General features: G+C 71.3%; 18 protein-coding genes. 11 read left to right on the top strand and 7 right to left on the bottom strand.

All coding sequences use genetic code 11. The features are described 5' to 3' along the window. The first annotated feature begins 20 nt into the window (after window positions 1–20). The 3 genes from PV419_RS26020 to PV419_RS26010 are packed head-to-tail and all read left to right on the top strand — an operon-like array spanning window position 21 to window position 2684. Window positions 21–881 carry an isocitrate lyase/PEP mutase family protein gene (locus PV419_RS26020; RefSeq protein WP_319692742.1) on the top strand — a complete coding sequence of 287 codons (861 nt, stop codon included), beginning with the start codon at window positions 21–23 and terminating at the stop codon, window positions 879–881. Between the two features lie 8 nt (window positions 882–889). Beyond that, a complete protein-coding gene (locus PV419_RS26015) occupies window positions 890–1906 on the top strand; it encodes a C-terminal binding protein (protein WP_319692741.1) in 1017 nt (338 codons plus the stop codon). A 49-nt stretch (window positions 1907–1955) separates the two neighbouring features. Next, window positions 1956–2684 (top strand): GntR family transcriptional regulator, encoded by a 729-nt coding sequence (locus PV419_RS26010; RefSeq protein WP_319692739.1) that lies wholly within the window; start codon window positions 1956–1958, stop codon window positions 2682–2684. Window positions 2685–2705: 21 nt separating this feature from the next. Here PV419_RS26010 and PV419_RS26005 read toward each other — a convergent pair whose 3' ends face one another. Next, the gene (locus PV419_RS26005) at window positions 2706–3569 is read right to left on the bottom strand and encodes a LysR family transcriptional regulator (protein WP_319692738.1); all 864 of its coding nucleotides are present in this window, start codon (window positions 3567–3569) and stop codon (window positions 2706–2708) included. A gap of 102 nt (window positions 3570–3671) precedes the next feature. Between PV419_RS26005 and PV419_RS26000 the strand changes: the two genes are divergently transcribed. Together PV419_RS26000 and PV419_RS25995 are read left to right on the top strand one after the other, a co-directional pair. Further along, window positions 3672–4565, top strand: coding sequence for an MBL fold metallo-hydrolase (locus PV419_RS26000; RefSeq protein WP_319692736.1), 894 nt, complete (start codon window positions 3672–3674; stop codon window positions 4563–4565). 67 nt (window positions 4566–4632) lie between these two features. Further along, a complete protein-coding gene (locus tag PV419_RS25995; protein ID WP_319692734.1) occupies window positions 4633–5856 on the top strand; it encodes a cytochrome P450 in 1224 nt (407 codons plus the stop codon). A 15-nt stretch (window positions 5857–5871) separates the two neighbouring features. Here the strand turns inward: PV419_RS25995 and PV419_RS25990 are convergent, their stop codons facing one another. Then, a complete protein-coding gene (locus PV419_RS25990; protein WP_319692732.1) occupies window positions 5872–6057 on the bottom strand; it encodes a hypothetical protein in 186 nt (61 codons plus the stop codon). 385 nt (window positions 6058–6442) lie between these two features. Here PV419_RS25990 and PV419_RS25985 point away from each other — a divergent pair, with 385 nt between their 5' ends. From PV419_RS25985 to dacB, 4 genes are all read left to right on the top strand, one after another. After that, window positions 6443–6784 carry a hypothetical protein gene (locus PV419_RS25985; protein ID WP_319692730.1) on the top strand — a complete coding sequence of 114 codons (342 nt, stop codon included), beginning with the start codon at window positions 6443–6445 and terminating at the stop codon, window positions 6782–6784. A gap of 11 nt (window positions 6785–6795) precedes the next feature. Then, window positions 6796–6996 (top strand): hypothetical protein, encoded by a 201-nt coding sequence (locus PV419_RS25980; protein WP_319692728.1) that lies wholly within the window; start codon window positions 6796–6798, stop codon window positions 6994–6996. Further along, window positions 6951–7334: a SagB family peptide dehydrogenase gene (locus tag PV419_RS25975; protein WP_319692727.1), complete on the top strand. Its 384-nt coding sequence runs from the start codon at window positions 6951–6953 to the stop codon at window positions 7332–7334. Before PV419_RS25980 ends, PV419_RS25975 begins: the two co-directional genes overlap by 46 nt. 127 nt (window positions 7335–7461) lie before the next feature. Continuing rightward, window positions 7462–9051 carry a D-alanyl-D-alanine carboxypeptidase/D-alanyl-D-alanine-endopeptidase gene (dacB, locus tag PV419_RS25970; protein ID WP_319692725.1) on the top strand — a complete coding sequence of 530 codons (1590 nt, stop codon included), beginning with the start codon at window positions 7462–7464 and terminating at the stop codon, window positions 9049–9051. A 30-nt stretch (window positions 9052–9081) separates the two neighbouring features. Here the strand turns inward: dacB and PV419_RS25965 are convergent, their stop codons facing one another. Both PV419_RS25965 and PV419_RS25960 read right to left on the bottom strand, forming a co-directional pair. Further along, the gene (locus tag PV419_RS25965) at window positions 9082–9504 is read right to left on the bottom strand and encodes a hypothetical protein (RefSeq protein WP_319692724.1); all 423 of its coding nucleotides are present in this window, start codon (window positions 9502–9504) and stop codon (window positions 9082–9084) included. 19 nt (window positions 9505–9523) lie between these two features. Then, window positions 9524–14305: a putative T7SS-secreted protein gene (locus tag PV419_RS25960; protein WP_319692723.1), complete on the bottom strand. Its 4782-nt coding sequence runs from the start codon at window positions 14303–14305 to the stop codon at window positions 9524–9526. Window positions 14306–14557: 252 nt separating this feature from the next. Between PV419_RS25960 and PV419_RS25955 the strand changes: the two genes are divergently transcribed. Continuing rightward, window positions 14558–15562 carry a helix-turn-helix domain-containing protein gene (locus tag PV419_RS25955; RefSeq protein WP_319692722.1) on the top strand — a complete coding sequence of 335 codons (1005 nt, stop codon included), beginning with the start codon at window positions 14558–14560 and terminating at the stop codon, window positions 15560–15562. 288 nt (window positions 15563–15850) lie between these two features. Beyond that, window positions 15851–16783, top strand: coding sequence for a helix-turn-helix domain-containing protein (locus PV419_RS25950; RefSeq protein WP_319692721.1), 933 nt, complete (start codon window positions 15851–15853; stop codon window positions 16781–16783). 86 nt (window positions 16784–16869) lie between these two features. On the opposite strand, the gene PV419_RS25945 is transcribed toward PV419_RS25950, so the two are convergent. From PV419_RS25945 to PV419_RS25935, 3 genes are all read right to left on the bottom strand, one after another. After that, a complete protein-coding gene (locus tag PV419_RS25945; RefSeq protein ID WP_319692719.1) occupies window positions 16870–18567 on the bottom strand; it encodes a protein kinase domain-containing protein in 1698 nt (565 codons plus the stop codon). A gap of 321 nt (window positions 18568–18888) precedes the next feature. Further along, window positions 18889–19464 (bottom strand): hypothetical protein, encoded by a 576-nt coding sequence (locus PV419_RS25940; protein ID WP_319692717.1) that lies wholly within the window; start codon window positions 19462–19464, stop codon window positions 18889–18891. A 313-nt stretch (window positions 19465–19777) separates the two neighbouring features. Continuing rightward, on the bottom strand, window positions 19778–24112 hold the full coding sequence (locus PV419_RS25935) for an FtsK/SpoIIIE domain-containing protein (RefSeq protein WP_319692715.1): 4335 nt from the start codon (window positions 24110–24112) through the stop codon (window positions 19778–19780). Window positions 24113–24150: the final 38 nt, after the last annotated feature.

Here is a 24150-nt window from a genome sequence, read left to right as displayed (position 1 = left end):
ACCCGACAAGGAGCCGACCGTTGTCAGCCGCCACATCGCTCGCGTCCCTCCTGGACGGCCCCGGCATCGTCCTGGCCCCGGGCGCGCCCGACTCCATCACCGCCCGCCTCGTCCAGGCCGCCGGGTTCCCGGCCGTCTATATGACGGGTTTCGGGGCCACGGCCAGCCGACTGGGCACGCCCGACATCGGGCTGCTCAGCCAGACCGAGATGACCGAACACGCCCGCAACATGACCCGTGCGGTGGCCATTCCGGTCATCGCGGACGCGGACACCGGATACGGCGGCCCGTCCAACATCCACCGCACGGTGCGGGAGTACCTCCAGGCCGGGGTGGCGGCGATCCACCTGGAGGACCAGGTGGCGCCGAAGCGGTGCGGCCAGATGAGCGGCATCCGGCTGATGCCGGTGGACGAGAGCGCCACGCGGCTCGCCTGCGCCGTCGAGGCCCGGGGCGCGGACGACCTGCTCGTCATCGGACGCACCGACGCGCTGCCCGCCGCCGGGATCGAGGAGGCGGTACGCCGCGCCCGCCGCTACCAGGACGCCGGTGCCGACCTGGTGTTCGTCGACGGCATCAAGCGGATCGAGGAGGCGGAGGCGGTCGCCAAGGCCATCGAAGGCCCCAAGGTCGTCTCCATCGTGGACGGCAACGAGACGACCCGGCTGACCGCCACCGACCTGGCCGACATGGGCTTCTCGATGGTGTTCTACGCGGTCACGGCGCTGTTCACCGCCACCCGCGCGGTCGCCGACGCCCTGGACCACCTGCGGGCGGCCGGGACCCCCGCGGGCGGCCCGGCCCAGCACACCTACGCCGAATTCTGCGACCTCGTCGACCTCGGCTTCCACCAGGAACTCGACCAGCGCTTCGGGAGCTGAGAGCCGCCATGCCCAAGGCCGCCACGTTCACCGTGGTCGTGACCGACTACGAATTCGCCGACCTGGAGCCCGAGCGGCAGGTCCTGGAAGCGGCGGGACTCACCCTCGTACCGGCACAGGCCGGTAGCGAGGACGAGCTGATCGAACTCTGCGCCGACGCCGACGCCCTGATCAACCAGTACGCCCCCGTCACGGCCAAGGTGATCCGGAGCCTCGCCCGCTGCCGGGTGATCTCCCGCTACGGCATCGGGCTCAACACCATCGACGTCCCGGCGGCGACCGAGGCGGGCATCGCCGTCGCCAACGTGCCGGACGGCTCCCTGGAGGAGGTGTCCGACCACGCCGCCGCGCTGATCCTCACCCTCGCCCGGGGGCTGCACCGCTACGACGCCGCGATCCGCCGCGGCACCTGGGACTACACGGCCGCGGCGCCGCTGCGGCGGCTGCGCGGGCGCACGCTGGGGCTGGTCGGGTTCGGCCGCATCCCGCGGCTGCTCGCCGAGAAGATGGCCGGCTTCGGGATGACGGTCCTCGCCCACGACCCGTTCGCCGACCCCTCCCGGGCGGCGGCGCTCGGCGTCCGGCTCGTGGACCTCGACACCCTCTGCCGCGCGTCCGATGTGCTGTCCGTACACGCTCCGCTCACCGCGGAGACCGAGGGGCTGATCGGGAGCGCGCGGTTCGCCGCCATGAAGCCCACCGCCTGCCTGGTCAACACGGCACGCGGACCGGTGGTGGACGAGGCCGCGCTCATCGAGGCGCTGCGGACCGGACGCATCGCGGGCGCCGGCCTGGACGTGTTCGCACACGAACCCATCGGGCCCGACAGCCCGCTCGCGCGGTGCGAGAACGTGGTCCTCTCCCCGCACACCGCCTGGTACTCGGAGGACTCCGAGATCGAGATCCGTACGAAGACGGCCCGCAACGTGGTGGAGGTCGCCCAGGGGCGGCTGCCCACGTATCTGGTCAACCACGGTGTCCACCCCGTCTCGCCACTGGCCGGGCCGGATCCGGCGATACGGTAGCGTTTGGGATATCCGCCGGACGGAGTGGCAGTTGATCGCTGGGAGGGGCATGGCACACACGACGAGCGGCAGACGGTCCTCGTCGCTGGCCTCCGACGTGGCACGGCGTCTGCGCGCGGCGATCGTGGACGGCGACTTCGACCTGGGCGAGGCTCTCTCCGAGGACGGCCTCGCCTCCGCCCTCGGAGTGAGCCGCACCCCGGTCCGCGAGGCGCTGCGCATGCTGCAGCTCCAGGGGCTGGTCGAGATCGTGCCGAAGTCGGGCACCTATGTCTTCCAGCCCACCGAGGACGAGATCTTCGAGCTGTGCGAGTACCGCACCATGCTGGAGATCCGCGCCGCCCAGCTGGCCCTCGAGCGCAACCCGGACGCCGCCCTCGCCACCATGCGCACGGCCGTCGCCGCCATGGCCGAGGCCCGGGCGGGCAACAACACCAAGGCCTACAACACCGCCGATACGGCCTTCCACGAGGCGTTCTTCGCCCAGTGCGGCAACCGCTATCTGAGCGACGCCTATCAGATGAGCCTGGCCCGCGTCTCGGCCCTCCGGGTCCACCTCACCTTCCTCGCCGCGACCGAACCGGCGCGCTCCTTCGAGGAACACCAGCAGATCATCGAGATTTTCGCCGCCGGCCGGACGGATGAGCTCGAAGAGATCCTCAAGTCGCACATCATGCGGACCCGCGAGAACTACCTCAAGGCCCTGCGCACGCGCGCCGCCCGCGACACCGAGTCCAAGGCGGAGGGCCTGCGCCGCAAGCTCGGCCTGTCCACCTGATGTCCTGCGGCGGGCAGGAACTCAGGCCGATCCGCCTGCCGCGGCGATGTGGATGAACGAGCGGACCAGCGGATCGGCGTCGCCGGTTTTCCAGGCGACGACGAGGCGGCTGGGCGGCATATCGGCCAGCGGAACGGTGGTGAGCCCCTCGGGCAGCGTATGCCCGAGGGGCATCAGCCCGACCGTGCCGTTCCAGAGAACGGCCTGCAGACACTCGTGGGCGGTGCGCACCACGGGACCGTCCCGGTGCTCACCGGTGGACGTGGCGCCGGTCCAGTAGGCGCACCAGAGGGGATCGGTGCCCTCGGGCAGCCGGAACCACCGGCGATCGGCGAGATCACACAGGCGCACACTGGCACGGCCGGCGAGCGGGTCCTCGGCGCGCAGGACCACCCCGACCGGGTCGGAGCGCAGCACATGGGTGCTGATTCCGGTGTCGTCGAACGGTGTCCGGGTGAGGGCGACATCGACGAGACCGGCCCGCAGTCCCGTGGTCGGGTCGGTGAAGTCGGCTTCCCGGATGCCGACATGGACATCGGGGTGACGCCCGCGGAAGGCCGCGACGAGGCGGTGACCGGCCTGCTCGGCGCTGTCGGCGAGCGTGCCGATGGTCATGATGGCGGCACCTGCCGCGGCGGCGACCCGGGCGCGTGCCTGCTCGGCCCGGTCCAGCAGCGTACGCGCCTCGTCGTACAGCGCGCTTCCGGCGGCGGTGAGCGTGACTCCCGTGGCGGAGCGGTGCAACAGGGGCGTGCCGAGCTCGCTCTCCAACTGCTTGACGGCCCGGCTCAGGGGCGGCTGGGTCATGTGCAGACGGCTCGCGGCGCGCCCGAAGTGGCGTTCCTCGGCGACGGCCACGAAGTAGCGGAGCGAGCGGAGGTCCATCACCCGCAACGATACCCGCCCGGTATCGGGCGTGCGGAATGGGTGTTGGACCGCTCGAGTGTCCCGCGCTGGACTGGGACGGACCCGAAAGGAGCCCGTGTCATGACCGAATACACGCTGCCCGAGCCCGTGGTGCATACCGAGGGGACGCGGGAACTCGCGCGTGATCTGGTGGTGATTCCGAACCGGGGCGTACAACTGGTGCCCAACGTCGGAGTCATCGGTGGCACGCACTCCGTGCTGGTCGTCGAGACCGGAATGGGCCCGGGCAACGCCGACACCGTGCTGAAGTTCGCGGCCGATTACGCGGGCGGCCGCAAGCTCTACCTGACGACCACACACTTCCACCCTGAGCACGCCTTCGGCGCGCAGGCGTTCGCCGGGGAGGCGACGTTCCTGCTCAACAAGGCGCAGGCGGAGGACCTGGCCACCAAGGGGCCCGGTTACCTCGAGATGTTCAAGGGGCTCGGCGAGCCGGTCGCCCGGCAGCTGGAAGGCGTCGAACTGGCGGCTCCGGACGTCGTCTACGACACCTCCTGCGACCTCGACCTGGGCGGCCGGGTGGTGCGGCTGAGGGCCACCGGACGGGCACACAGCAAGGGCGACCAGGTGGTCACGGTCCCCGACGCGGGGGTGATGTTCACCGGCGACCTGGCGGAGGCCGGACAGTTCGCGATCTTCCCCTGGTTTCCGCCGCACGACACCGATGTGTCCGGCACCCGCTGGATCGAGGTGATGCGGCACCTGGCCGCCGAGGACCCGCGGGTGGTGGTCCCCGGCCACGGCGACGTCGGCGGCCCGCAACTGCTGGCCGATGTCCGCGACTACCTCCAGTCGCTGCGCGAGGAGACGTGGGTGCGCCGGGACTCGGCCATGAGCGAGGAGACGATCATCGAGGAGGTCAGGGCGGTGATGATCGAGCGGCACCCGGAGTGGGCGGGGCAGGAGTGGATCGAGAAGGGCGTCGGCTGCCTGTGCGCCGAACACGCCGTCTGACGCAGACGCCCGGCGTGCGCGGCAGCCCGCCGCGCACGCCGGTCAGCGCGACGGGCGCGGCAGGCACATGTCCACTCCGGTGAACACGGCCCACGCCCCCTCGGCCGACCTCCCCGAGTTCCCCATGGCCCGGCCGCCCCGCTGTCCCCTCGACCCTGCGGAGCGGCTGCGCGCCCTCCAGCACGACGGCCCGCTGATGAGGGCGCGGCTGTGGGACGGCAGCACGCCGTGGCTGGTGACACGCCACGCCGAACACAAGGCGCTGTCCACCGACCCGCGGCTGAGCGCCGATCCGAGCAGCCCCGGCTTCCCGCACGCGACCGAGAGAAGGGGCGGCTCGCTCAGCTTTGTGACGATGGACGACCCCGAACACGCCCGGCTGCGGCGGATGGTCAGCGGAGCCTTCACCGTCAAACGGATCGAGGCGATGCGCCCGCTCGTACAGGACATCGTGGACGGCTTCATCGACGATCTGCTGGCCGGCCCGACCCCCGTCGATCTGGTCGAGGCCTTCGCGCTGCCGGTGCCCTCCCTGGTGATCTGCGGTCTGCTGGACGTGCCGTACGAGGACCACGAGTTCTTCCAGACCAACAGCAAGACCCTGATCAGCCGGGCGGTCACGGCCGATCAGCGACAAGAGGCCCACCAGAACCTCTTCCGGTATCTGGACGAACTCGTGGGCAAGAAGCTGGACTCCACCGGAAACGACCTGCTGTCCGCCCTGGCCACACGGGTCAGGGCAGGAGAGCTGTCCCGGGAGGACGCCGCCCTGATGGGCGTGCTCCTCCTGCTCGGCGGCCACGAGACCACCGCGAACATGATCGCCCTCGGCACCTTCACCCTGCTCCGGCACCCCGAGCAGCTCGCCCGCCTTCGCGCGAGTGACGACCCCAAGCTGATCGCCTCCACGGCCGAAGAGCTGCTGCGCTACCTCACCATCGCGCACAACGGGCGCCGCCGGGTGGCCCTGGCGGACATCGAGATCGCCGGCCAGGTCATCCGGGCCGGCGAGGGCGTGATCATGGCCGGCGATCTCGGCAACCGCGACGCCATCGTCTTCCCGGACCCCGACCGGCTGGACATCGGCCGCGACGCCCGGCGCCACGTGGCCTTCGGCGCCGGGGTCCACCACTGCCTGGGACAGCCGCTGGCCCGGATGGAGCTCCAGGTCGTCTACGGCACCCTCTACCGGCGCATCCCCACCCTGCGGCTCGCCGCCGCCGTGGACGACATCCCGTTCAAACACGACGGCTTCATCTACGGCGTCCACGAACTGCCCGTCACCTGGTAAGGCCGAGCGAGGGGTTCAGGCCACGACACGCTCCTGTGGGACAGCCCGCTGCCCGCACTCAAGCGCCTGGCCGGCCACCGCGCCACCGTCCTTGGCGCCTTGTCCGAGGGTGAACCGCCCGCCGACCTCACCGTGCCCCGCCCGCCACTCAGCCTGGCCTACTACATCCAGCCGCTGCCCGGGCCGGACGGACGGCCGCATGCCGTGCTCAACTCCGTCACCGTCGGCCACGGCCACTGGCAGGGCCGTCTGGACCGGATGCGGGCCCGTGCCACCAGTGGCCCCGTGCCATCGGGGGCCCGTACGCCTCGAACACCAACCTCCGGCAGCCCACCCTGCCCCACGCCTTCGACCACCCGTTCACCCGCGTCAGCCGCAGCGGCCCCGGGCGCATCCCGCTCGGAGAGGTGACCGTGCACCTCGACCGGGCCGCCGGGCTGCCCGCACTCCGCTCACCACGGTGCGACGCCGATCTGGTCCCCGTCCACCTCGGCCTGATGAGCCCGCTGCTGCTGCCACCGCCGCTGCCGACCCTGCTGCGCCTCTTCGGCGACCCCCACACGCTCTTCCGCACCGGACACCCCTGTTGCCTGGGCCGTTCGCCGACGACGTGCCGGACCGGGGTGTGGTGCGCCTGCCCCGGATCGAGGCCGGGCGAGTGGTGCTGCGCCGCCGCGCCTGGCTCACCCGGGCCGCGGCCGTGCCCGCCCACGACCGGCGAACGAGACCACGAACACTTCCTGAGGCTGCTGGCCTGGCGCCGTGGCGCGACACCGAACCACCGGCTCAGCCCACCACCCCGCCTCCCACGGGACGTACGATCCCCCTCCGCCACCCGGACCCGGACCGGGCGGCCCGCGAGGACCGCACCTTCACCGACGTACTCGAATCGCGGGCCTCCCGGCGCGCATATGGCGAACAACGCTGACTGAAGATGAATTGGGGGAGTTGCTGTACCGGGCCGCCCGCGTGCGCAAGGTGCTGGACGCCCGCCCCGAAGACGACCGTCCCTACGCGGTCACCAGCCGCCCCTACCCGAGCGCCGGGTCCGCCTACGAACTGGAGCTGTACGCCGCCGTCCACCGCTGCCACGGGTGGACCGGGGCCTGTACCACTACGACCCCCTGGGCCACGCCCTGACCGCCCTGCCCGGCGCCCCCGGGGCCGCCGACGGCCTGCTGCGCGAGGCCTTTGCCGCCACCGGCGGCGCGCCCCTTCCGGATGTGCACCTGACTCTGGTGTCACGCATCAAGCGGCTGTCGTGGAAGTACGCCGCGCACTCCTACGCCCTGACCCTCAAGAACACTGGCGTCCTGCTCCAGACCCTTTCCCTCGTCGCCACCGCGATGGGCCTGTCGGGCTGCGCCGTGGGCGGCGGAGACAGCGAGACCCCGGTACGCGCCTTCGGCCTCGCCGCGCACACCGAGATCCCGGTGGGCGCCTTTCTGCTCGGCAGCGCGCCGACCACGATCGGCTAGACGGAGATGTGGTGTCCGACCGCGATGGTGGCCGGGCTCAGGTCCGGGTCGTGCGCGGGCCCGCGGCCCGGCGGATCCGCGTCCGCGCTCTGTCGCGGCGGGCCGCCGTACGGGATCCTCCGGTGGCATGAGTAGACCTGCGGATCACCTGAACCGCCGTACGCGCGCCTGGATCTGGCCCCTCGTCATCGGTCTCGTCGCCACCCTCAGCTGGAGTTCGCCGGCCGGTGCGGACACCTCCCGCACCGGCCTCGGCGACGCCCTCGACACCATCCTCGCCGACCCGCTGCTGGAGGGCGGCGCGGCGGGGGTGGTGGTCGCCGACGCCGACTCCGGCGCTGTCCTCTACCAGCACAAGCCCGACGACCGGCTGATGCCCGCCTCCAACACCAAGCTGTTCACATCGGCCGCCGCCATGGGGCTGCTCGGCCCCGACTACACCTACCGCACCGACGTGCTCACCGACGGCAGCCGCCAGGGGCGGGTGCTGCGGGGTGATCTGTACCTCCGGGGCACCGGCGACCCGACGATGCTCGCCGCGGACTACGAACGGCTCGCCGCACGGCTCGCCGAGTCGGGGATCACCCGGGTCACCGGGCGGCTGATCGCCGACGACACCCGGTTCGACACCCAGCGCGTCGGCCGCTCCTGGGCCGCCGACGACGAGTCCTCCTACTACGCGGCCCAGATCTCCCCCTTGACCCTCGCTCCCGACACCGACTACGACGCGGGCAGCGTCATCGTCGAGGCCGCCCCCGGCGCGGCGCCGGGGGAGAGGCCGAAGGTCACGCTCACACCGAAGACGCGCTACGTCAGGATCGACAACCGCGCCACCACCGCCGCCACCGGCAGCGGCTCCACCCTTTCCGTCGAGCGGCAGCACGGCTCCAACACCATCACCGTCAGCGGCGCCCTCCCCGCAGGAAGCGGGCCGGCCAAGGAGTGGGTCAGCGTCTGGGAGCCCACCGGCTACGCCACCTCGGTGTTCGCCGACGCGCTGGCCCGCCAAGGCGTCCACGTCGCCGGCGCCACCCGCCTCGGCCGGGCCACCCCGCCCAACGCGCGCCGGCTCGCCTCGCACCAGTCGATGCCGCTCAAGCAGCTGCTCGTCCCGTTCATGAAGCTGTCCAACAACATCCACGCCGAGGTGCTCACCAAGACCATCGGCTACGAGACGGCGGGCCGCGGCACCTGGAGCGCGGGCCTCGCCGCCATCTCCGACTGGCTGAAGAAGCAGGGTGTGGACACCGGCGCGGTGCGCCAGGTCGACGGCTCCGGGTTGTCCCGGATGGACAACATCGCGGCCGGGCGCCTCAGCGAGCTGCTGCTGTCGGTGCGCGATGAACCCTGGTACGCCGACTGGTACGCCTCGCTGCCGGTGGCCTGCGCCCCGGACCGGCTGGTGGGCGGCACCCTGCGCTCCCGGATGTGCGGCACCCCGGCGGCGGGCAACGCGCGCGGCAAGACCGGCTCGCTGACCGGCGCCTCCGCGCTCTCCGGGTATGTCACCGACGCGGACGGCAGGGAACTGGTCTACAGCGTGGTCCTCAACAACTACCTCGCCTCGTCCGTGAAGAGCCTGGAGGACGCGATCGTGGTGACGCTCGCGAAGTCCGGGGCGGATCGGACGACGGTTGTCCGACCGAGTGCCGTACCGAAGCGGGCGGCCGGGGCCGCGGACCTGGAGTGCTCCTGGATCAAGCCCCGGCGCTGCTGAGCCGTTCCGGAACGCGGCCGCGCTGCCGGGTCATGCCGGCGGCGCGGCCGTCCTCCGGGCCGTGACCGCCTCGATGAACGCGGTCGGCGGGAGGTAGGAGTGCGCGGTGACGTAGTGGTAAACGAGATTGGGTGCGACCAGCCACCTGCCGTCACGGCCCACCACCCGCACCTCGGCACTGCCGAGGGATACCCGGTCCTCGCCGACCTGAATGACCACCGGGTACTCGTCCGCTCCGCCCGGATGCGGAAGTCCGCAGCGGTGCCACCCACGCATCACCATATGGCGGTCGTCCCGGCACAGCAGCGCGAGTGACCGGACGAATTCCTCCGGAACCGTGCCGCGGGGGAATTCCTCGCCCGGCTCCAGCCACCCGACGCTGACCGCCACGATTCCATCGGGGATCGATCCTTCTGTGTATGCGTAGGGGGACAGGTCCGTGTAGTGGGTCACCGCAGTGGACTCCTGGTTCTCAGATGATCGAGCGGCAAGCGGCCCAGTGTACCCGGCCCATGTTCGGCTCAAGCAGCTGGGAAAGGCGGGTCTCCTCGCTGACGACCGTGCTCGAGGGGGAGGTACCCCAACGTCCCGGCGGGAACAGCGAATAGTCCGGCATCTGCTCTCCCGGCCTGTAGACCCTGGTCGGGGTGGGGTTGCCTTCCTCGATCATGCTGCCCAGCTCGTTGGAGATGTCCATGCCGCGCCCGGGCTCGCGGTATGTGGCGACACTCGTACCCTCGGGCACTGTGACCATGCTGGTGTCGCCCGCTCGAATACCGCCATGACCGGCGAACACCCTTTCGTTGTCCGGGCGGCCGAACACGTTGAAGTCCTGCGCGAACTCGCCCACGTCATCCGCGGAATTCGGTTCGGCCCAGCCGCCGGAATTCGGGCTACGGGTTTCGTCGCCTCTGGGGATGGTGCAGGGGGAAAGCCCCAGGGGGTCGATATAGAGGTGGGGGTTGGGGACGTAGGCGGCGGGGTTGGGGGCGGGGGTGAGGCCGAGAGGGTCGGGGGTGGTGTAGCGGGCGGTTTCGGGGTCGTAGTAGCGGTGGTGGTTGTAGTGGAGCCCGCTTTCGGGGTCGTAGTACTGGCCGGGGAAGCGCAGCGGGGTGTACGTGGTGCTGCTGCGGCCCCACGTTGTGGTGCCCCAGAGGGTGGTACGGGTCCGCCAAGCGATGCCGCCGCTCTCGTCGACGAGTTCGGTCGGGGTGCCGACGACGTCGGTGACGATGGCGAAGAACCGGCGGTCGATCTCGCGCTGGCTGGTGGCCTCGGTGATGCGCTCGGTCTGTGCCACCGGCCGCGCACCGTCGTGATGCCAGGTCAGGGTCACCGGATCAGGGAGGTCCGGTGCGCTGGTGGTCTGTTCGACGAGGGTGTGGCCGCTCCAGGTGAAGTCGACTCGTTCCACCACCGTTTCGCCGTCGTCGGCGAGGCGTTGTTTGGCGGTGCGGCGGCCCAGGGGGTCGTAGAGGTAGCGCCAGACCGTACCGTCGGGGGTGGTGAGGGTGGTGAGGTGGTTTTCGGCGTTCCACGTGTAACGCCAGGTATCGGGCCTCTTGGACAGGTGAGCCTTCTGGCGGAGCGTGAGGCGGCCGGCGGCGTCGTGTTCGTAGCGGACGCGTCCGGCGCGGGTGAGGCGGGTGCCGGTATAAGCGCGGGCGCCGGTGGTGTCGGCGTCGGTGTGTCTGTCCGGCCAGGTGGCGTGGGTCTGGTTGCCCGCCTCGTCATAGGCATAGGTCTCCGTCCATCCCTGGGCCCTGACGGCGGTGACCCGGCCCGCCGCGTCCAGATCGAAGGCGCGGGGCCCGCGCAACTGGTCGTCGATGCCGATCAGATGACCGTCGGCGCGGTAGGTGTAGGCGCGGTGCTGGGCGATGTCGCCTTCCGGACCGGTGAGGGTCTGCTCGGACAGCCGTCCGGCCGGGTCCCAGATCTGCGCGAGTGAGGCGGTACGCCCAAGTCCGCGAGCTGTTTCCCGGCCCACCGCGTCATACGTGAAGTCCAGGGTGTGGCCGCAGGTGGTCAGCGAGGTGCGGCGTCCCGCCGCGTCGTAGGCGAAGGTGGACTTGGCGCCGGAGGGGGTGGTACGGCGCACGGGGCGGCCCAGGGCGTCATAGGCATGGGTCAGCACATGGCCGTCGACCATTTCGGTCGTCACCCGGCCCATCCGGTCCCGGCCGAACACCGCCGACACCTCGGGGCCGACGGCCTCCGTCAGCCGACCCGCCGAGTCGTAGGAGAAGGTGGTGACCTGGCCGTCGGCGTCCTTGCGCACGACCCGGCCGCAGACGTCATGTTCGAGGGAGACCGTCTGGCCCAGCGGGTTGGTGCGCAAGACCAGTCGGCCCGTCGCGTCATACGCGTAGGTGAGGGTACGGCCGTCGAAGTCCCGTTCGGCGAGCAGCCGGCCGACCGGGTCGTAGCTGTAGGTCCAGGTCAGCTTCTGGGCGTTGGTGACTCCGGTGAGGCGCAGCTGGGTGTCGTGTGTGAACTCATGGCGGGTTCCGTCGGGGCCGGTCTGGGCGGCCAGCAGGTCGAAGTGGGTGTACTCGTAACGAGTGAGGCCGCCGCTCGCGTCCTTGTGAGCGGTGAGATTGCCCTCGCCGTCGTAGGTCCAGGTCTGCTCGGTGCCGTCCGGGGCGGTGCGCCGAAGCAGCTTGCCGCTGACGGTCCACTCCATCTGGGTGGTGGCGCCGAGGGGGTCGGTGATGGTGGTGGGGCGGCCGAAGGCGTCGCGGTGGTAGGTGGTGGCCCTGCCGAGGGGGTCGGTGATCTCGACGGGGAGACCGGCCGGGTCGCAGCGTACGCGGGTGGTGTCGCCGAGCGGGTTGGTGACCGAGGCCAGATGGCCGTGGTCGTCGTAGGCGTAGCGGGTGGTGTTGCCCAACGGGTCGGTGACCGTGGTCCGGTTGCCCCGGTCGTCGTACCCGTAACGCCAGGTGGCCCCGTCCGGGTGGGTGACCTCCACCGGCAGGCCCAGGTCGCTGTAGGCGGCGGTCCGCTGATGTCCGTCGGGGGTGGCCACGGAGGTCAGCCGGCCGGCCGGGTCGTAGCCGAAGCTGGTGATCCGGCCCAGGGCGTCGGTGCGGGACAGGGCGCGGCCGTAGCGGTTCCGTCGGGTGCGGACCGTGTTGCCGATGGCGTCTGTGACGGCGATGACCTGGCAGCGGTCGTTGACCAGGTAGCGGGTGGAGTGGCCCTCGGGCGTAGTGACGGTGGTGACCCGGTGACCGGTCCGCTCGTCCGTGGGGCCGTAGTCGATGCGCACCGAGATGTGGCCCTCGGTGCCGCCCTCGGCGATGACCCGGTCGCTGTGGTCGTAGACGTAGTCGTAGCGGCGGTCGTTGGTGTCGATCCACACGATGATCCGGCGCTCCGTGTCGTACTCGAACCGCAGCGGCGGACCGGACACGTCGGCCTTTTGGACCTCGGTGAGGTTGCCGTCGGTGTAGGCGTAGCGGACGAGTTCCTGGTCGCTGCCGTCGGGTGCGGCGCCCGCGAGATGGAGGGCGGTGATGCGGCCGTCGCTGGTGGTGAGTTTGAGGTGGTAGCCGCCGCTGTGGACGATGGCGGTCGGGGTGCCGTGCGCGTCGTATTCGAAGGTCAGGCGGTGGCCGTTGCGGTCGCTGATCTCCGCAGGCAGGGCCTCGCCGTCGCCCCCGCCCTGCGGGCCGGTGAAGTGCCAGGTGCGGCCGGTGTCCGGGTCGGTGAGTGTGTAGTCGCCTTCTGGCGTGCGTTCCAGCGGCCACCTCGGCCCCAGCTCGGGCAGCGTCGGCACGCCCGGCGCCGGGTGCGGATACGACAGCAGCAGCCCGTCCTCGGCGACGAACACCACACCCCGCGCACCGATCTCCAGCCGCTGATCGGCCGTGCTCGACCACGTCGGCCCGAACCACCGCCCCGCCCGATACCCCGACTCCGCCCGCCGCACGAACACCAGCGGCAACGCCCCCGGCAACACCACATCCCGCTGCGGCAGATACATCCGCCCCGAAGCCAAGTCCACCGGATCCGTACCATCGGCGGTTTTCGCCATATCCGGCGTGGCGTGCGGCGCCGCGCCGTCCTCGCTCAGCGTCTGCAGAGCGGGTCGCTCGGCCTTGGCCACGGCGGCGGGCAGCCGCTCGGCGGCCGTGACGGCCGCCTTCGCACCACCCAGCCCCTTCGTGCCGATCAACTCCGGCACCAGCCGGCCCAGCCCCTCGGCAGGGTCCTTCTTGAAGGCATCCCACATGCCCTTGACCGCCGCACCCGGGTCATTGGACAGCCGCACCAGACCGGCAGCGGTGTTGTTGAGGTTCGTCACGTACTCGGCGGGGTGGGTGATGTTGTACAGGTCCAGCGGATTCACCTGCCGGACGAAGTTGAGCAGCCCCGCCGTCCCCTTCACCACACCACCGAGGAAGTGGCTGGTGTCCAGTGCCATCCCCTGGAAAAGCCCGTCCCCCACCTGCTGCGCGTACGACGGCTTCTTCGGCGCGGCGTCCCGCGCCGCCTCCACCGCCGCCTTCGCCACCCCATGCGCCTCACGCCGCTGCCGCCGCGCCTCCTCCAACAACTCCTGCGCGGCCTTGATATCAGCGGCACCCGGATCATGGAACGCACCCGGCTTGTCCGGCAGGCTCGACGGATCACGCTTGTCGGCGGGCAGCGCGTTGTACGCGTCCGCCGCCTTGTTGTACGCGCTCACCTTGTCGTTATGCGCGGAGCGGGCATCGTCCGACGCCTTCTTCCCCTTCTTGTAGCGCCGGATCGCCTCCTCCGCCTGACCCTGCGCCCACTCCACCGTCCCCGCGAACCGCTCCAGCGCCCCCGACGCCTTCTCACACGCGTCCGCCGCCGTGAACCACTTCTTCGGCTCGACCGACACCTTCTCCCGGAAGGCATCCGCCGCCTTCCCCTTCAACGACCGCGACCCCAGCCCTTGCAGCCCCTTGCCCACATTGTTGAACGCCGTCTTGAAATCGGTGAGATGGCCGGCGGTCGAGCGCAGCTTGGACGGACTGCCGTGGATCAGCTTCTTGGCATCCTCGCTCTCCCCCAGCTGCATCTCCTCGACATCCGCCCCCAGCGCGTTCGCCGCCGAATCGGACTTGTCCCGGACCCAGTCCGCACCGCTCTCCCAGCCGAAGTCATCCAGCCGGTCCGCCGTCCGGTCCCCGGCGACGTCGATGGCCCCACCGACATCCTCGACCCGGTCATCGACCCAGTCCTCCAACCCGTCCGGAACGAAATCCCCAATTCCCACGCAGCCCTACCCCCGTACCAGGACCTCACGGCATTCCGGATGAGCGTACTCGTCCTGTTCAAAGAGGGTGCCGCCCCGTCCGGTTCCAGGGGTGCGGGGCGCGATCGTCCCAGGTCACGATTGTTGCGCGCGGCGATTCGGGGCTGCGCAACAACTCGTTCGCCGACCAGACTCACTACGAGTCGGGCCAGGCCGTCAGCTGTCAGTGCGCGACGGCCAGGGTCATCAGGACCTACGGGGGAGGTACGGAGAGTGATCGAGACATTATTCCGCGGTGATGAACTGCCCGCGGTGGAGCGGTTCGAGAGTTGGCGCGAAATGGCGTTCGAGAGCCACTCGCCCCATGACATCCGTACGGAACACGCGGCGGACTTCCACGGCACCCTGCGGGTGCTGGACCTCGGCACCGTCCAGGTTTCCGTGTTCTCCTGTCCGCCTCTGGACTCCGTACGGACCCCGGCCCTGATCCGGCAGTCCGACCCCGAGATCTACCACCTCTCGTTACCCCTGTCGGGGCGCATGGGGATCGTCCAGGACGACCAGGAGATCCTGGTCGGGCACGGTGACCTGGTGCTGGTGAGCAGCTCGCGCCCCTATCGGGGGCGACTGGACGCGGCGGACGGCACGGTCTCGGCCGCGGAGATGGTGATTCCGCGGGCGCTGCTGCCGCTGCCGGGCGGCCTCGCCGGCCGGCAGTTCGTGATGAGGCTGCCGGGGCGAACAGGGATGGGCGCCCTGCTCGCCCAGTTCCTCACCGGCCTGCTCACCGACACCACGCCCTACGGACCGTCGGATTCCGCGCGGCTGGGCGGCATCGCGCTCGACCTGGCCACCGCCCTGCTCGCCCACCAGCGGGGCACCCAAGGGCCGCCGGAGACCTTCCAGCACGCCCTGGCCATGCGCGTCCGTGGCTACATCCACCAGCACCTGGCCGACCCCGAGTTGACTCCCGAGCGGATCGCGGCAGCCCAGCACATCTCCGTCCGCTCCCTGCACCGGCTCTTCCGCCACCAGAACGCCACGGTCTCCGCCTACATCCGCCACCAGCGGCTGGAGCAGGCCCGCCGCCAGCTGGCCGATCCGGCGCTGCGTACACGGCCCATCCACGCCATCGCCGCCCGCTGGGGATTTCCCCGGCCGGCCGACTTCACCCGCGCCTTCCGTGCCGCCTACGGCATGCCGCCGAAGGACTTCCGGCACCTCGCCCAGGGGGCGCCTTCCGGCCTTCGGCCGGGAGATGTCCCCGCCCAGCGGTAGCCGGGTGAGCGACCCAATTGGCGTCCAGCGCCAAGCGGCTGGCGCCCAGCGCTAAGGACATGCCCCGCACCGCCTCGGCAGACTCGTTGGGCAGGCAAGGGTGCCGGCGCGCCCCTTCGGTGCGCCGTGGTCATGCCGCGCCTGCCGCCCCTGCGGCACGTCGCCCGGCGCACACCGGGGCCCGGTGCCTATGGCCCCCTCGACCGAGTGCCTCGGCGGGCTGCCGAGTGCGCCGCAGTGGGCGGGACAAAATAGGGGAAAGGTACCACCATTACATTGCAATCGCTCTTGCGCTCACGGCAGCCGACGGCGACTGCCTTCTCGACAAGCGACCGTGACCGGCCGGGACACCGCGCCGAGCTGGAGTTGGGGCCGGTGCGGATGTCCGTGCTGCGCTTTCCCGCGCTGTCTCCGCCGGCCGCACCGAGCCCGCCGCACACCGGCAGGCCCGCCCGCAGCGGCGCGCCGCGGGCGTGGCGGCTGGCCCTGGTGGCCGACGGGCCGCTGATGCTGGGCCGGGGGCCCGGCGCCACCCGCCTGGACCCTGGTCAACTGGTGCTGTGGGACCCCTGGGAGCCGTTCGACGCGGCGGCGGCCGACCGGGCGAGACCGCCCCGGGCGATGGTCCTGCATCTGCCGGGAAACGCGCTGTCGCTGCCGCACCACGCGCTGCGCGGCATGGTGGCGCGGCCGGTGCCCTCGGACGCGGGCCCGGCGGCCCTCCTCGCGCGGTTCCTGGAGGGGCTGGCCGGTCCTGCCGGGGCGGTGGAGATCCCGCAGGCGACCTGGGTGGGGCGCGCCGCGGTCGACCTGGCGGTGGCGTTTCTCAGCAGCGTGACCGACGTACAGGACGATGCGGCGCGACTGCCGCGGCAGGTGGCGCTCCTGGGGGAGACCAAGACGTACATCGACCGCAACCTCGGCGATCCCGACCTGTCGCCGACGACGATCGCGGCGGCGCACCACATCTCGGTCCGCTATCTGCACCACTTGTTCCGGCAGGACGAGCAGACGGTGGGCGGCTTCGTCCGGGAGCGGCGGCTGGAGCGCTGCCGGGCCGATCTGGCCAACCACGGCCTGGCGGGGCAGAGCATGACGGTGATCCGGGCGCGGTGGGGCTTCCAGGACGCGGCGGTGTTCAACCGGGCCTTCAAGAAGGAGTACGGGATCACACCCGGTGAATACCGCAGGCGCGCGGGTGTGCCCGTGGGCTTCCGGTAGCAGTTTCCGGAGGTGCTGTGGCCGAGCCGGCGGGGGCCCGCCGGCTCGGCCATGGCGTGTGTGCGGCTTCTGTGCTGCGTTTGCCCTCAGGCGCGGAGCGCCGGCCAGGTGTCCTCTCCCACTTGGCCGTCGACATAAAGGTTGTGATCCTTCTGGAAGGCTATGACCGCTGCCTTCGTGTCGGGGCCGAACTTCCCGTCGATGCCGTGGGGCCCGATGTCGTACTTGCGGGCCTTGAGGATGCACTGCACCTGGCGTACGGCAGCTCCCCTGCTGCCCTGCTGGGTGAGCGCGGTGCCGGAGTAATAGTTGCAGGACTTCCACGGCTTCGGCGCCGAGGTCTTGGGCGGAGACTGCGTCTGCTGGGGAGGGGCCGAAGTGGCAGGGGTGGTCTTGGGCGGATCATTCTGATGGGCAGGGGGCTGGGTCTGTTCGGATCCACCGCCACCACCATCACCGCCACCGCCGTTGCCGCCGCCACCGCCCGGAGGGCTCGTGGGGGCGGATGTCGCGCTCGGCGACGGCTTCGGCGAGTGCTTCGCCGTAGGCGACTTCGAAGCCCGCGGGTGGTGTGCGGACTTCGTGGCCGTCGCGGCGACCTGCTTCTTGCCGTCGTCCGACGAGCCCATCCCCGGTACGACGAAGGCCACCACCCCGACGGCCACCGCGGCGACCGCCGCGGCGGCGGCCAGAACCAGGCGACGGCGGCTCTTGGGCGGTGCCGGCCTGAGCGTACGCTCAGGCGCGCCGCGGCGGAGGATCGTCAGCTGATCCATGGGTGACACCGCGGCGGCGAGCCCGCTCCATCCGGAGCGGGCCCCGATCAGCTCCGCGAGCGGCGCCGGCCAGTCCCGGGCCGGTGCGTGCTGCCGCGCCGTATCGACGACCTCCTGCGGGCTCGGCCGCGCCTCCGCGCTCTTGTCCAGACACCGGCCGATCAGCTCCGCCAGGGCCGGATCGGACTCCGTCACCTTGGCGAGCACATCCGCACTCGGCGGCGAGTAGACCACGCGGTGGATGACATCGGCCGTCGAACCCTCGCCGAACGGCGTTCTGCCGGTCGCCGCGTGTGCCAGCACCGAGCCGAGCGAGAAGATGTCCGAGGCGGTGCCCGCCTCCCGGCCGTCGGCCTGCTCGGGGGACATGAACGCCGGGGTGCCCACATGCTGACCCGTCATGGTGAGCACGCTGGCGTCAGTGGTGTGGGCGACCCCGAAGTCGATGACCCGCGCCCCGTCGGCGCCCAGCAGGACATTGGACGGCTTGAGATCGCGGTGGACGATCCCGGCGGCGGCGAGCGTGGCGAGCGCCTCCCCGATCTCGCCCGCCAGCCGCCACACGACCGGTGCGGGGAGCGGGCCGAAGCGGCGCACCGCGTCGTCGAGGCTCGGCCCCGGGACGTACGCGGTCGCCATCCACAGCCGGTCCTCCTCGTCGAAGCCCGAAGCGAGCAGCCCCGCGGTGTACTTCCCGTGGACCCGCCGTACGACCTCGACCTCGCGCTCGAAGCGGCGCCGGAACCTCGCGTCCTCGGCGTGCTCCGGCCGGATGACCTTGACGGCCACCAGCGCCCCGGCCCCGTACGAGGCCGCGCTCTCCGCCTCCACGCCGGCTTCCCGCCCGAGGTAGAGCCGGCCCATCCCCCCGCCGCCCAGGCGCGCGAGTACCCGGTAGGGCCCGATCGCGACCGGGTCCGACCGCCGCAGCGGTTCCGCGCCGAGGCGTTCGAGGTCGGTGCTGCTCAGCTCTCCGGTCCAGGGGTGGACCGGGTCCCTCTCAGACATGCGGTTTCCTTATGGAGTTCCTGCGATGAGGCCCCGGGCTATGGTCAGCGGTGGCCGCCGCCCGCCTCGGAGATGTTCTTCAGGATGGTGTCGAACTTCCTCTGGAAAACGTCCAGGGACTGCCTGATCTTGTTCAGATCCGTCTGGGCACTGCTCCAGGCGGAACGGAACTGGGAGGCGTACGGGCCGCTCCAGTGGCTAGGGTCGCTCAGGACATTCCCAGCGGCGGAGAGGTGGGTGATGGACTCCTGGAAGCCGCCGTGAATGACGTTGAGGAATTTGGTGCTTGAGACGTGTGCGGCGCCGTCGACTGAGATCTTGTCATCTGCCAGAGAATTCGTTCATGAGGTCTTCAATGGTGGGGAGCGTTCGTTCCTTGGAATTCGGCTTGCTTGCGTAGTATTCCAGCGGATTCTCAAGGACTTTCGCGAGGGTCTGCGAGTCGACTTCGGGATTGCCGTCGTCGGCGTGCTTGGCGAGTTCACGTCGGCCCCGTTGGCGTTCGCCGGCGTTCATGGCCGTCGGCAGACCGTGGGCGAGTGCGGCTCCCGCGTTGATCTGTCCCTGGTGTGCGGCCTCTTTCGCTAGCTGCTTGAAGACCTTGTCTATGGCCCCGTTGTTGAAAAAAATCGGCTGGTTTTGCCCCCGTGCGAGAACACCTCCGGCCTGCAGGAACGCCTGGCCGACCGTCCGCACGTCCCGGTCGGTGTAGTACACGGCCGCCACCTGCTTGGCGATGTCCCCGTCAATGGGCTGGCAGAATCCGCCGCCGTTCTGATATGCCGTGAGCGCGGGCGCCAGAACATTGCGCACCCAGGTCTGGAGCTGCTCGGCGCCTTTGGTACACGCATCGGAATACCTGAAGAGGTACTCCGGAACCGCGGAGACTTTGGTCATGTCGCTTCTGCACGTAATGCTTGTTCTTCTCGGCCTTCTCGGCGGCGTGCGCTGCCTCGGTCGCGTTGTTCACCTGCGACTGGAGCCTGAATGCCGCGTCCCTGAGTCCCATGAGCGCAATCTGCTGGCGCATGTAGTCGGTGACGAAGCGGTCTCGCTTCGCTCCTCGCCAGTTGTCACTGTCCGGACCACCCAATAGAGCTTCGGACTGGCTTTCGCGTAGCCAAATGAACCAGTCCATCTTCTGCACGAGCTGGGACAGCTGCTGACTGAGCTGGTCGGCGGCGGCGAAATCGTACTTCGGTGGCATCAGTCAGTTCCCCCTGTGCGGCTCACGCGAGAATTCTCCGGCCGTGGCCTTCCCCGTGTCATTGACCTGGAGCGCACAGTCCATGTGTACTCCGCGCGATGCGTCATATGCCAATGACCATGCGTCGTTGGCAACCTGCACCCCCGCCGCCACGCCGTCCACCACCAGGTAGCCCCGCCCCGGCAGCGGCGCCATCCGGTCGTGGCGGGGCAGTTCGGTGCCCAGCAGGTCGCCGTCGAGGTCGTGGTCGGGGCACAGGAGGATGCCGCAGCGGCTGTCGCGGGCGCGTTGGGTCCAGTGGCCGTAGGAGCGGCGCAGGGTGTCGGCGCGGGCGGCGGCGATCAGGTGGTGGCCGGTGGCGGGGAAGGACAGCCACTGTTCGAGAAAGCCGCGCTCGTCCTCCACCGTGTCGGCGTCGTCGGCCAGGAGCAGCACGGGCCGGTCGAGGGGCAGGGCCGTGAGCGTGGGTTCGAGGTCGTCGTACGTGGTGACCAGGGAGGTCAGGCCGGGCAGGTCCCGCAGCGGGGAGCGGCGCGGGGCGAAGCCGATGACCGTGGTCGGGGCGTCGGCGGAGGACGTCACGAGACGGGCGATGGTGCACAGGGCCGTGCTGCGGCCGGACCGCTGGGGCCCGGAGACCAGGGCGTGTTCGCGTTCGTACAGCCGCAGTCCGGCGCAGCCGAGGGCGTCGGAGTCCAGGCCGACGGGGAGCCACCAGGGGTCCGTGGCGGTCTGGGGCGGCGTGGCGAGGGCGGTGGCGGGGACGTCGGTGGGCAGCAGCCCGACCTCCGGGGCGGTTCGCTGGGCGCCGGTCCACCGGGCGGCGGTCTCCGCGACGGCCGCTGCCAGGTCCTCGCCCGGCCAGCCGATCTGGATCACCTGCCGGGTGGCGGCCACGATCGCCCGGCCCGGCACATACGTGGGGACCGCGTTGCGCGGCACGTCGAAGTATCCGTACTCGCCGGGGTCGGCCAGCCGCAGCAGCAGCTTGGTCTGGGTCAGGGCGGACCAGGCCGACGGCACGGCGCCGGAGCGGTCGGCGCTGATCGCGAACCTGATGCCGACCGCGGGGCCGTCGGCGTAGACGCGGGCGAGTTCGTCGATCAGGTTCATCCCCGCCACGTCCTTGTCGAAGTCCGAGAGCAGGGCGCCGAGGTTGTCCAGCAGCACCAGCCAGTCCGGGAAGCCGGCCGGCCCGCGGGCCTTGCGCTCGTCGAGCTCCCGGCGCAACAGCTTGATCAGCCGGATCTGCCGTTCGCGCTCGCCGGAGCCGATGTGGGCGCCGGTGTGCGGGAGCGCGGCCAGCGGGGCCAGGTCGCCCGCGCCGAGGTCGAGGGCGAAGAGGTGGTGCCGGTCGGGCGGGCAGGAGCCGGCGACGGCCAGGGCGAGTGCGGCCAGGGCGGTGGAGGTGCCCGCGCCGCCGCCCCCGTAGATCACGATGTTTCCGGCGGCCGGGTCCCAGCCGACCGCGTACTGCCGCTGCCGGTCTGGGTCGTCGGCGAGCGCCCACGAGGGCAGGCCGGTGGCCTCGGTGTGCAGGCCCTGTTCGGCGACCGTGGGGAGGTCCGCGCGGTGCAGGACTTCGGGCAGCGGATCGGGCCACGGCCGCCGGGGCGCGGCGAATCCGGACAGGTCGGCGGCCTGGCGCGCGGCCGTGACCAGCCGTCGGAGATCGGTCTCGCCCTCCGTGCTGTCGGTGGCCGCCGTCAGGACCGGCATGCCCAGGATGAACGGTGCGATCGTCACCGGGGCGGTCACCGCCGCCTGTGGGGTGACCCCGGTGGACAGCGCGGTCTGCACCGGCAGTACCTCGCGCGCGCTGAGCCGGTAGTAGGCGCGTCCCCACTGGCGGGTGCCGATCCCGGCCGATGCCGGACTGTCGATGACGTCCTGCGAGTCGCCGGTGCTCTCCAGACGCAGTGCTATACGGAGTTTGACGTTGTTCTTGATGGCGTCGTTGACCGAGCCGGCGGGGCGCTGGGTGGCCATGATCAGGTGGACACCGAGGGTGCGTCCGCGCTGAGCGATGCTCACCAGCGAGTCGACGAAGTCCGGCAGGGCCTTGACCAGGGTGGCGAACTCGTCGATCACCACGGCGAGCCGGGGCATCGGCTCCATGTCCCGGTTCCCGGTGTCGCGCAGCCGCTGATAGTCACGGATGTGGCTCAGACTCACCTCGCGCAGCAGCCGTTCGCGGTGGCGCAGCTCGGCGTCCAGACAGCGCAGGGCGCGCTCGCCGAGCTGCTCGTCGAGGTCGGTGACCAGGCCGACGGTGTGCGGGAGTTCGGCGCACTCGTCCAGCGCGCCACCGCCCTTGTAGTCCACCAGCGCGAAGGTCAGGTGCTCGGGGTCGGCGTCGGTGGCCATGCTCGCGATGAGGGTCCGCAGCAGCTCGCTCTTGCCGGAACCGGTGGTCCCGGCGATCAGTGCGTGCGGCCCGTCGTCGTCGAGGTCCACGGTGAACAGGTCCCGCTCGCTGACCCCGAGCACGGCCCGCACCCGCAGGGCCGGGGCCCGTGTCTTCCACCGCTGGCCGACCTCGGCCCCGGAGACGGCGGTCAGGTCCAGCAGCGGCAGCAGGGAGATACGGTCCGGCAGCCCCGCGCCCTCGACCCGCAGCTCCGGGTCCTCGAAGCGGGCCAGCGCCCTGGCGGTGGCGCGCGCCCGGTCGACCGGCATGCCGTTCAGCAGCACGTCCGACACGACCTCGTCGGAGGCCACGTCGCGCACCTGCCCGCGGCCGTCCGCCGCGGCGGTGACCACCGAGGTGCACAGGGCGGGCAGCCGGGTGGTGAGCACCAGGGCACCGCAGCGCAGGGCGCGGTCGGCGAGCAGGTCCCGCAGCGGGCAGGGCCGGCCCTCCAGCAGGGTGGCGCCGTCCACGACCACCAGCAGCACCGGTCCGGCGTCGCCCTCCGTACGCCTGGGCGCGGCGGCGCGCAGGGTGCGGGCCAGCGCGTCGGACTGCTCCGGTCCGACCGCCACCAGCCGCGTCGTCCCCGACTGCGGGTCCGCGCCGTGCGGCAGCCACTTCGTCCAGTCCCAGTCGGCGAGCCGTTCCGGGTCGGCGAACACCGCCAGCGTCACATCCGCCGGCCCGCTCCCCACCAGCGCCTGGCACAGCAGGGACCGGGCGATGGCGAGGGCCGCCCGCCGGTCCCCCTCGAAGCCCACCGCCTCCCCGGCCGACACCCCGACCACGACCGGCACCTGTGGCAGCACGCACCGCGCACCCACGATGTCCGCCACCTCCGGCGCCGGCCCCGAGGAACTGGTCTCCAGCGGCGCGTTCCAGGACAGGTCGGCGGTGCCGACCACCGTCTTGAGGAAGTCGGGAGCACCGGGGCGCCGTTCCCACAGGGCGACCCCCGGCGCGGTCGCCCGGTGGACCACCTCCGCGGGGTCGGGATGGGCCGCCCGGCGGGTACGGATCTCGGCCGCGTGGCGCGCGGCCACGGTCTGCTCGAACTCCTGGACCCGGGCGGTGTGGTCCCGCATGCCGCGCCGGAGGGTGAAGCGGCCTCGCAGCCGCTCCTCCATGAAGTTCCCCAGGAACATCAGGGGGGTGAGCGCCGCGATGGCCGCGTAGCGGATGTCGTGGGTGAGGGCGACGATCGCACCGGCCAGGACCAGCGGACCGAGCATGCTGGAGATGGAGAACGGAGCCTTGTTCGCGCTCGGCGGCGGCGGGGGGGCGGCGATCCGCGGCGGTTCGCCCGGCCTGCCGCCGCGTGGCGGGCGGTTGAACGGCAGGGTGCCACCGGGCCCCACCTCCCGGACCGGGTTGACCCGCTGTACGGGGCCGAGGCGGTCCGGTGGCAGGACGCGCAGCATCACCTCACCACCCAGCGAGACCAGGTCCTCGGGCTGAATCCGGACGGCCTTGGAGATGCGCTCGCCGCACACGTCGGTGCCGTTGACCGAGTTCAGGTCGATGATGTGCGCCTGCCCGTCGGCCGAGATCTCCAGCGCGGCGTGCAGCCGGGACACCCCCGTGGCCACGACCCGTACATCCGCCTCGGCACCCCGGCCGATGACCGTACTGCCCACCCGCAGCGGAACGCTGCGCCCGGCCTCGAGCCCGCCGACCACCCGCAGTACGGCGGCCGCCACCCGCGGCCCGCCCGCGGAGCCCCAGTCCGCGCGGGCCACCCGCGATCCGTGGGCGAGCCCGGACTCGCCCAGCCCCGTCTCCGGCGGCGCCGTCCGGCCGTCGATGCTCAGTCCGCTGGCCGGTATGTCCAAAGCCGCGGCGAGGTCGGCCAGCATGGCGTTCGGCCGGCCGACGCGCAGTTCCATTTCCCGCTCGGTCTTGCCGTCGGCATAGACGATCCGCACCGCGCAGTCCCTCCAAAGTGGGTCAGATGGCGAAGGGG

The organism is Streptomyces sp. ME19-01-6, assembly GCF_033793745.1.
Classification (GTDB): Bacteria; Actinomycetota; Actinomycetes; order Streptomycetales; family Streptomycetaceae; genus Streptomyces.
The sequence above is the reverse complement of the archived record's forward strand: the minus strand, read 5'-3'. Positions and strand labels throughout refer to the sequence as shown.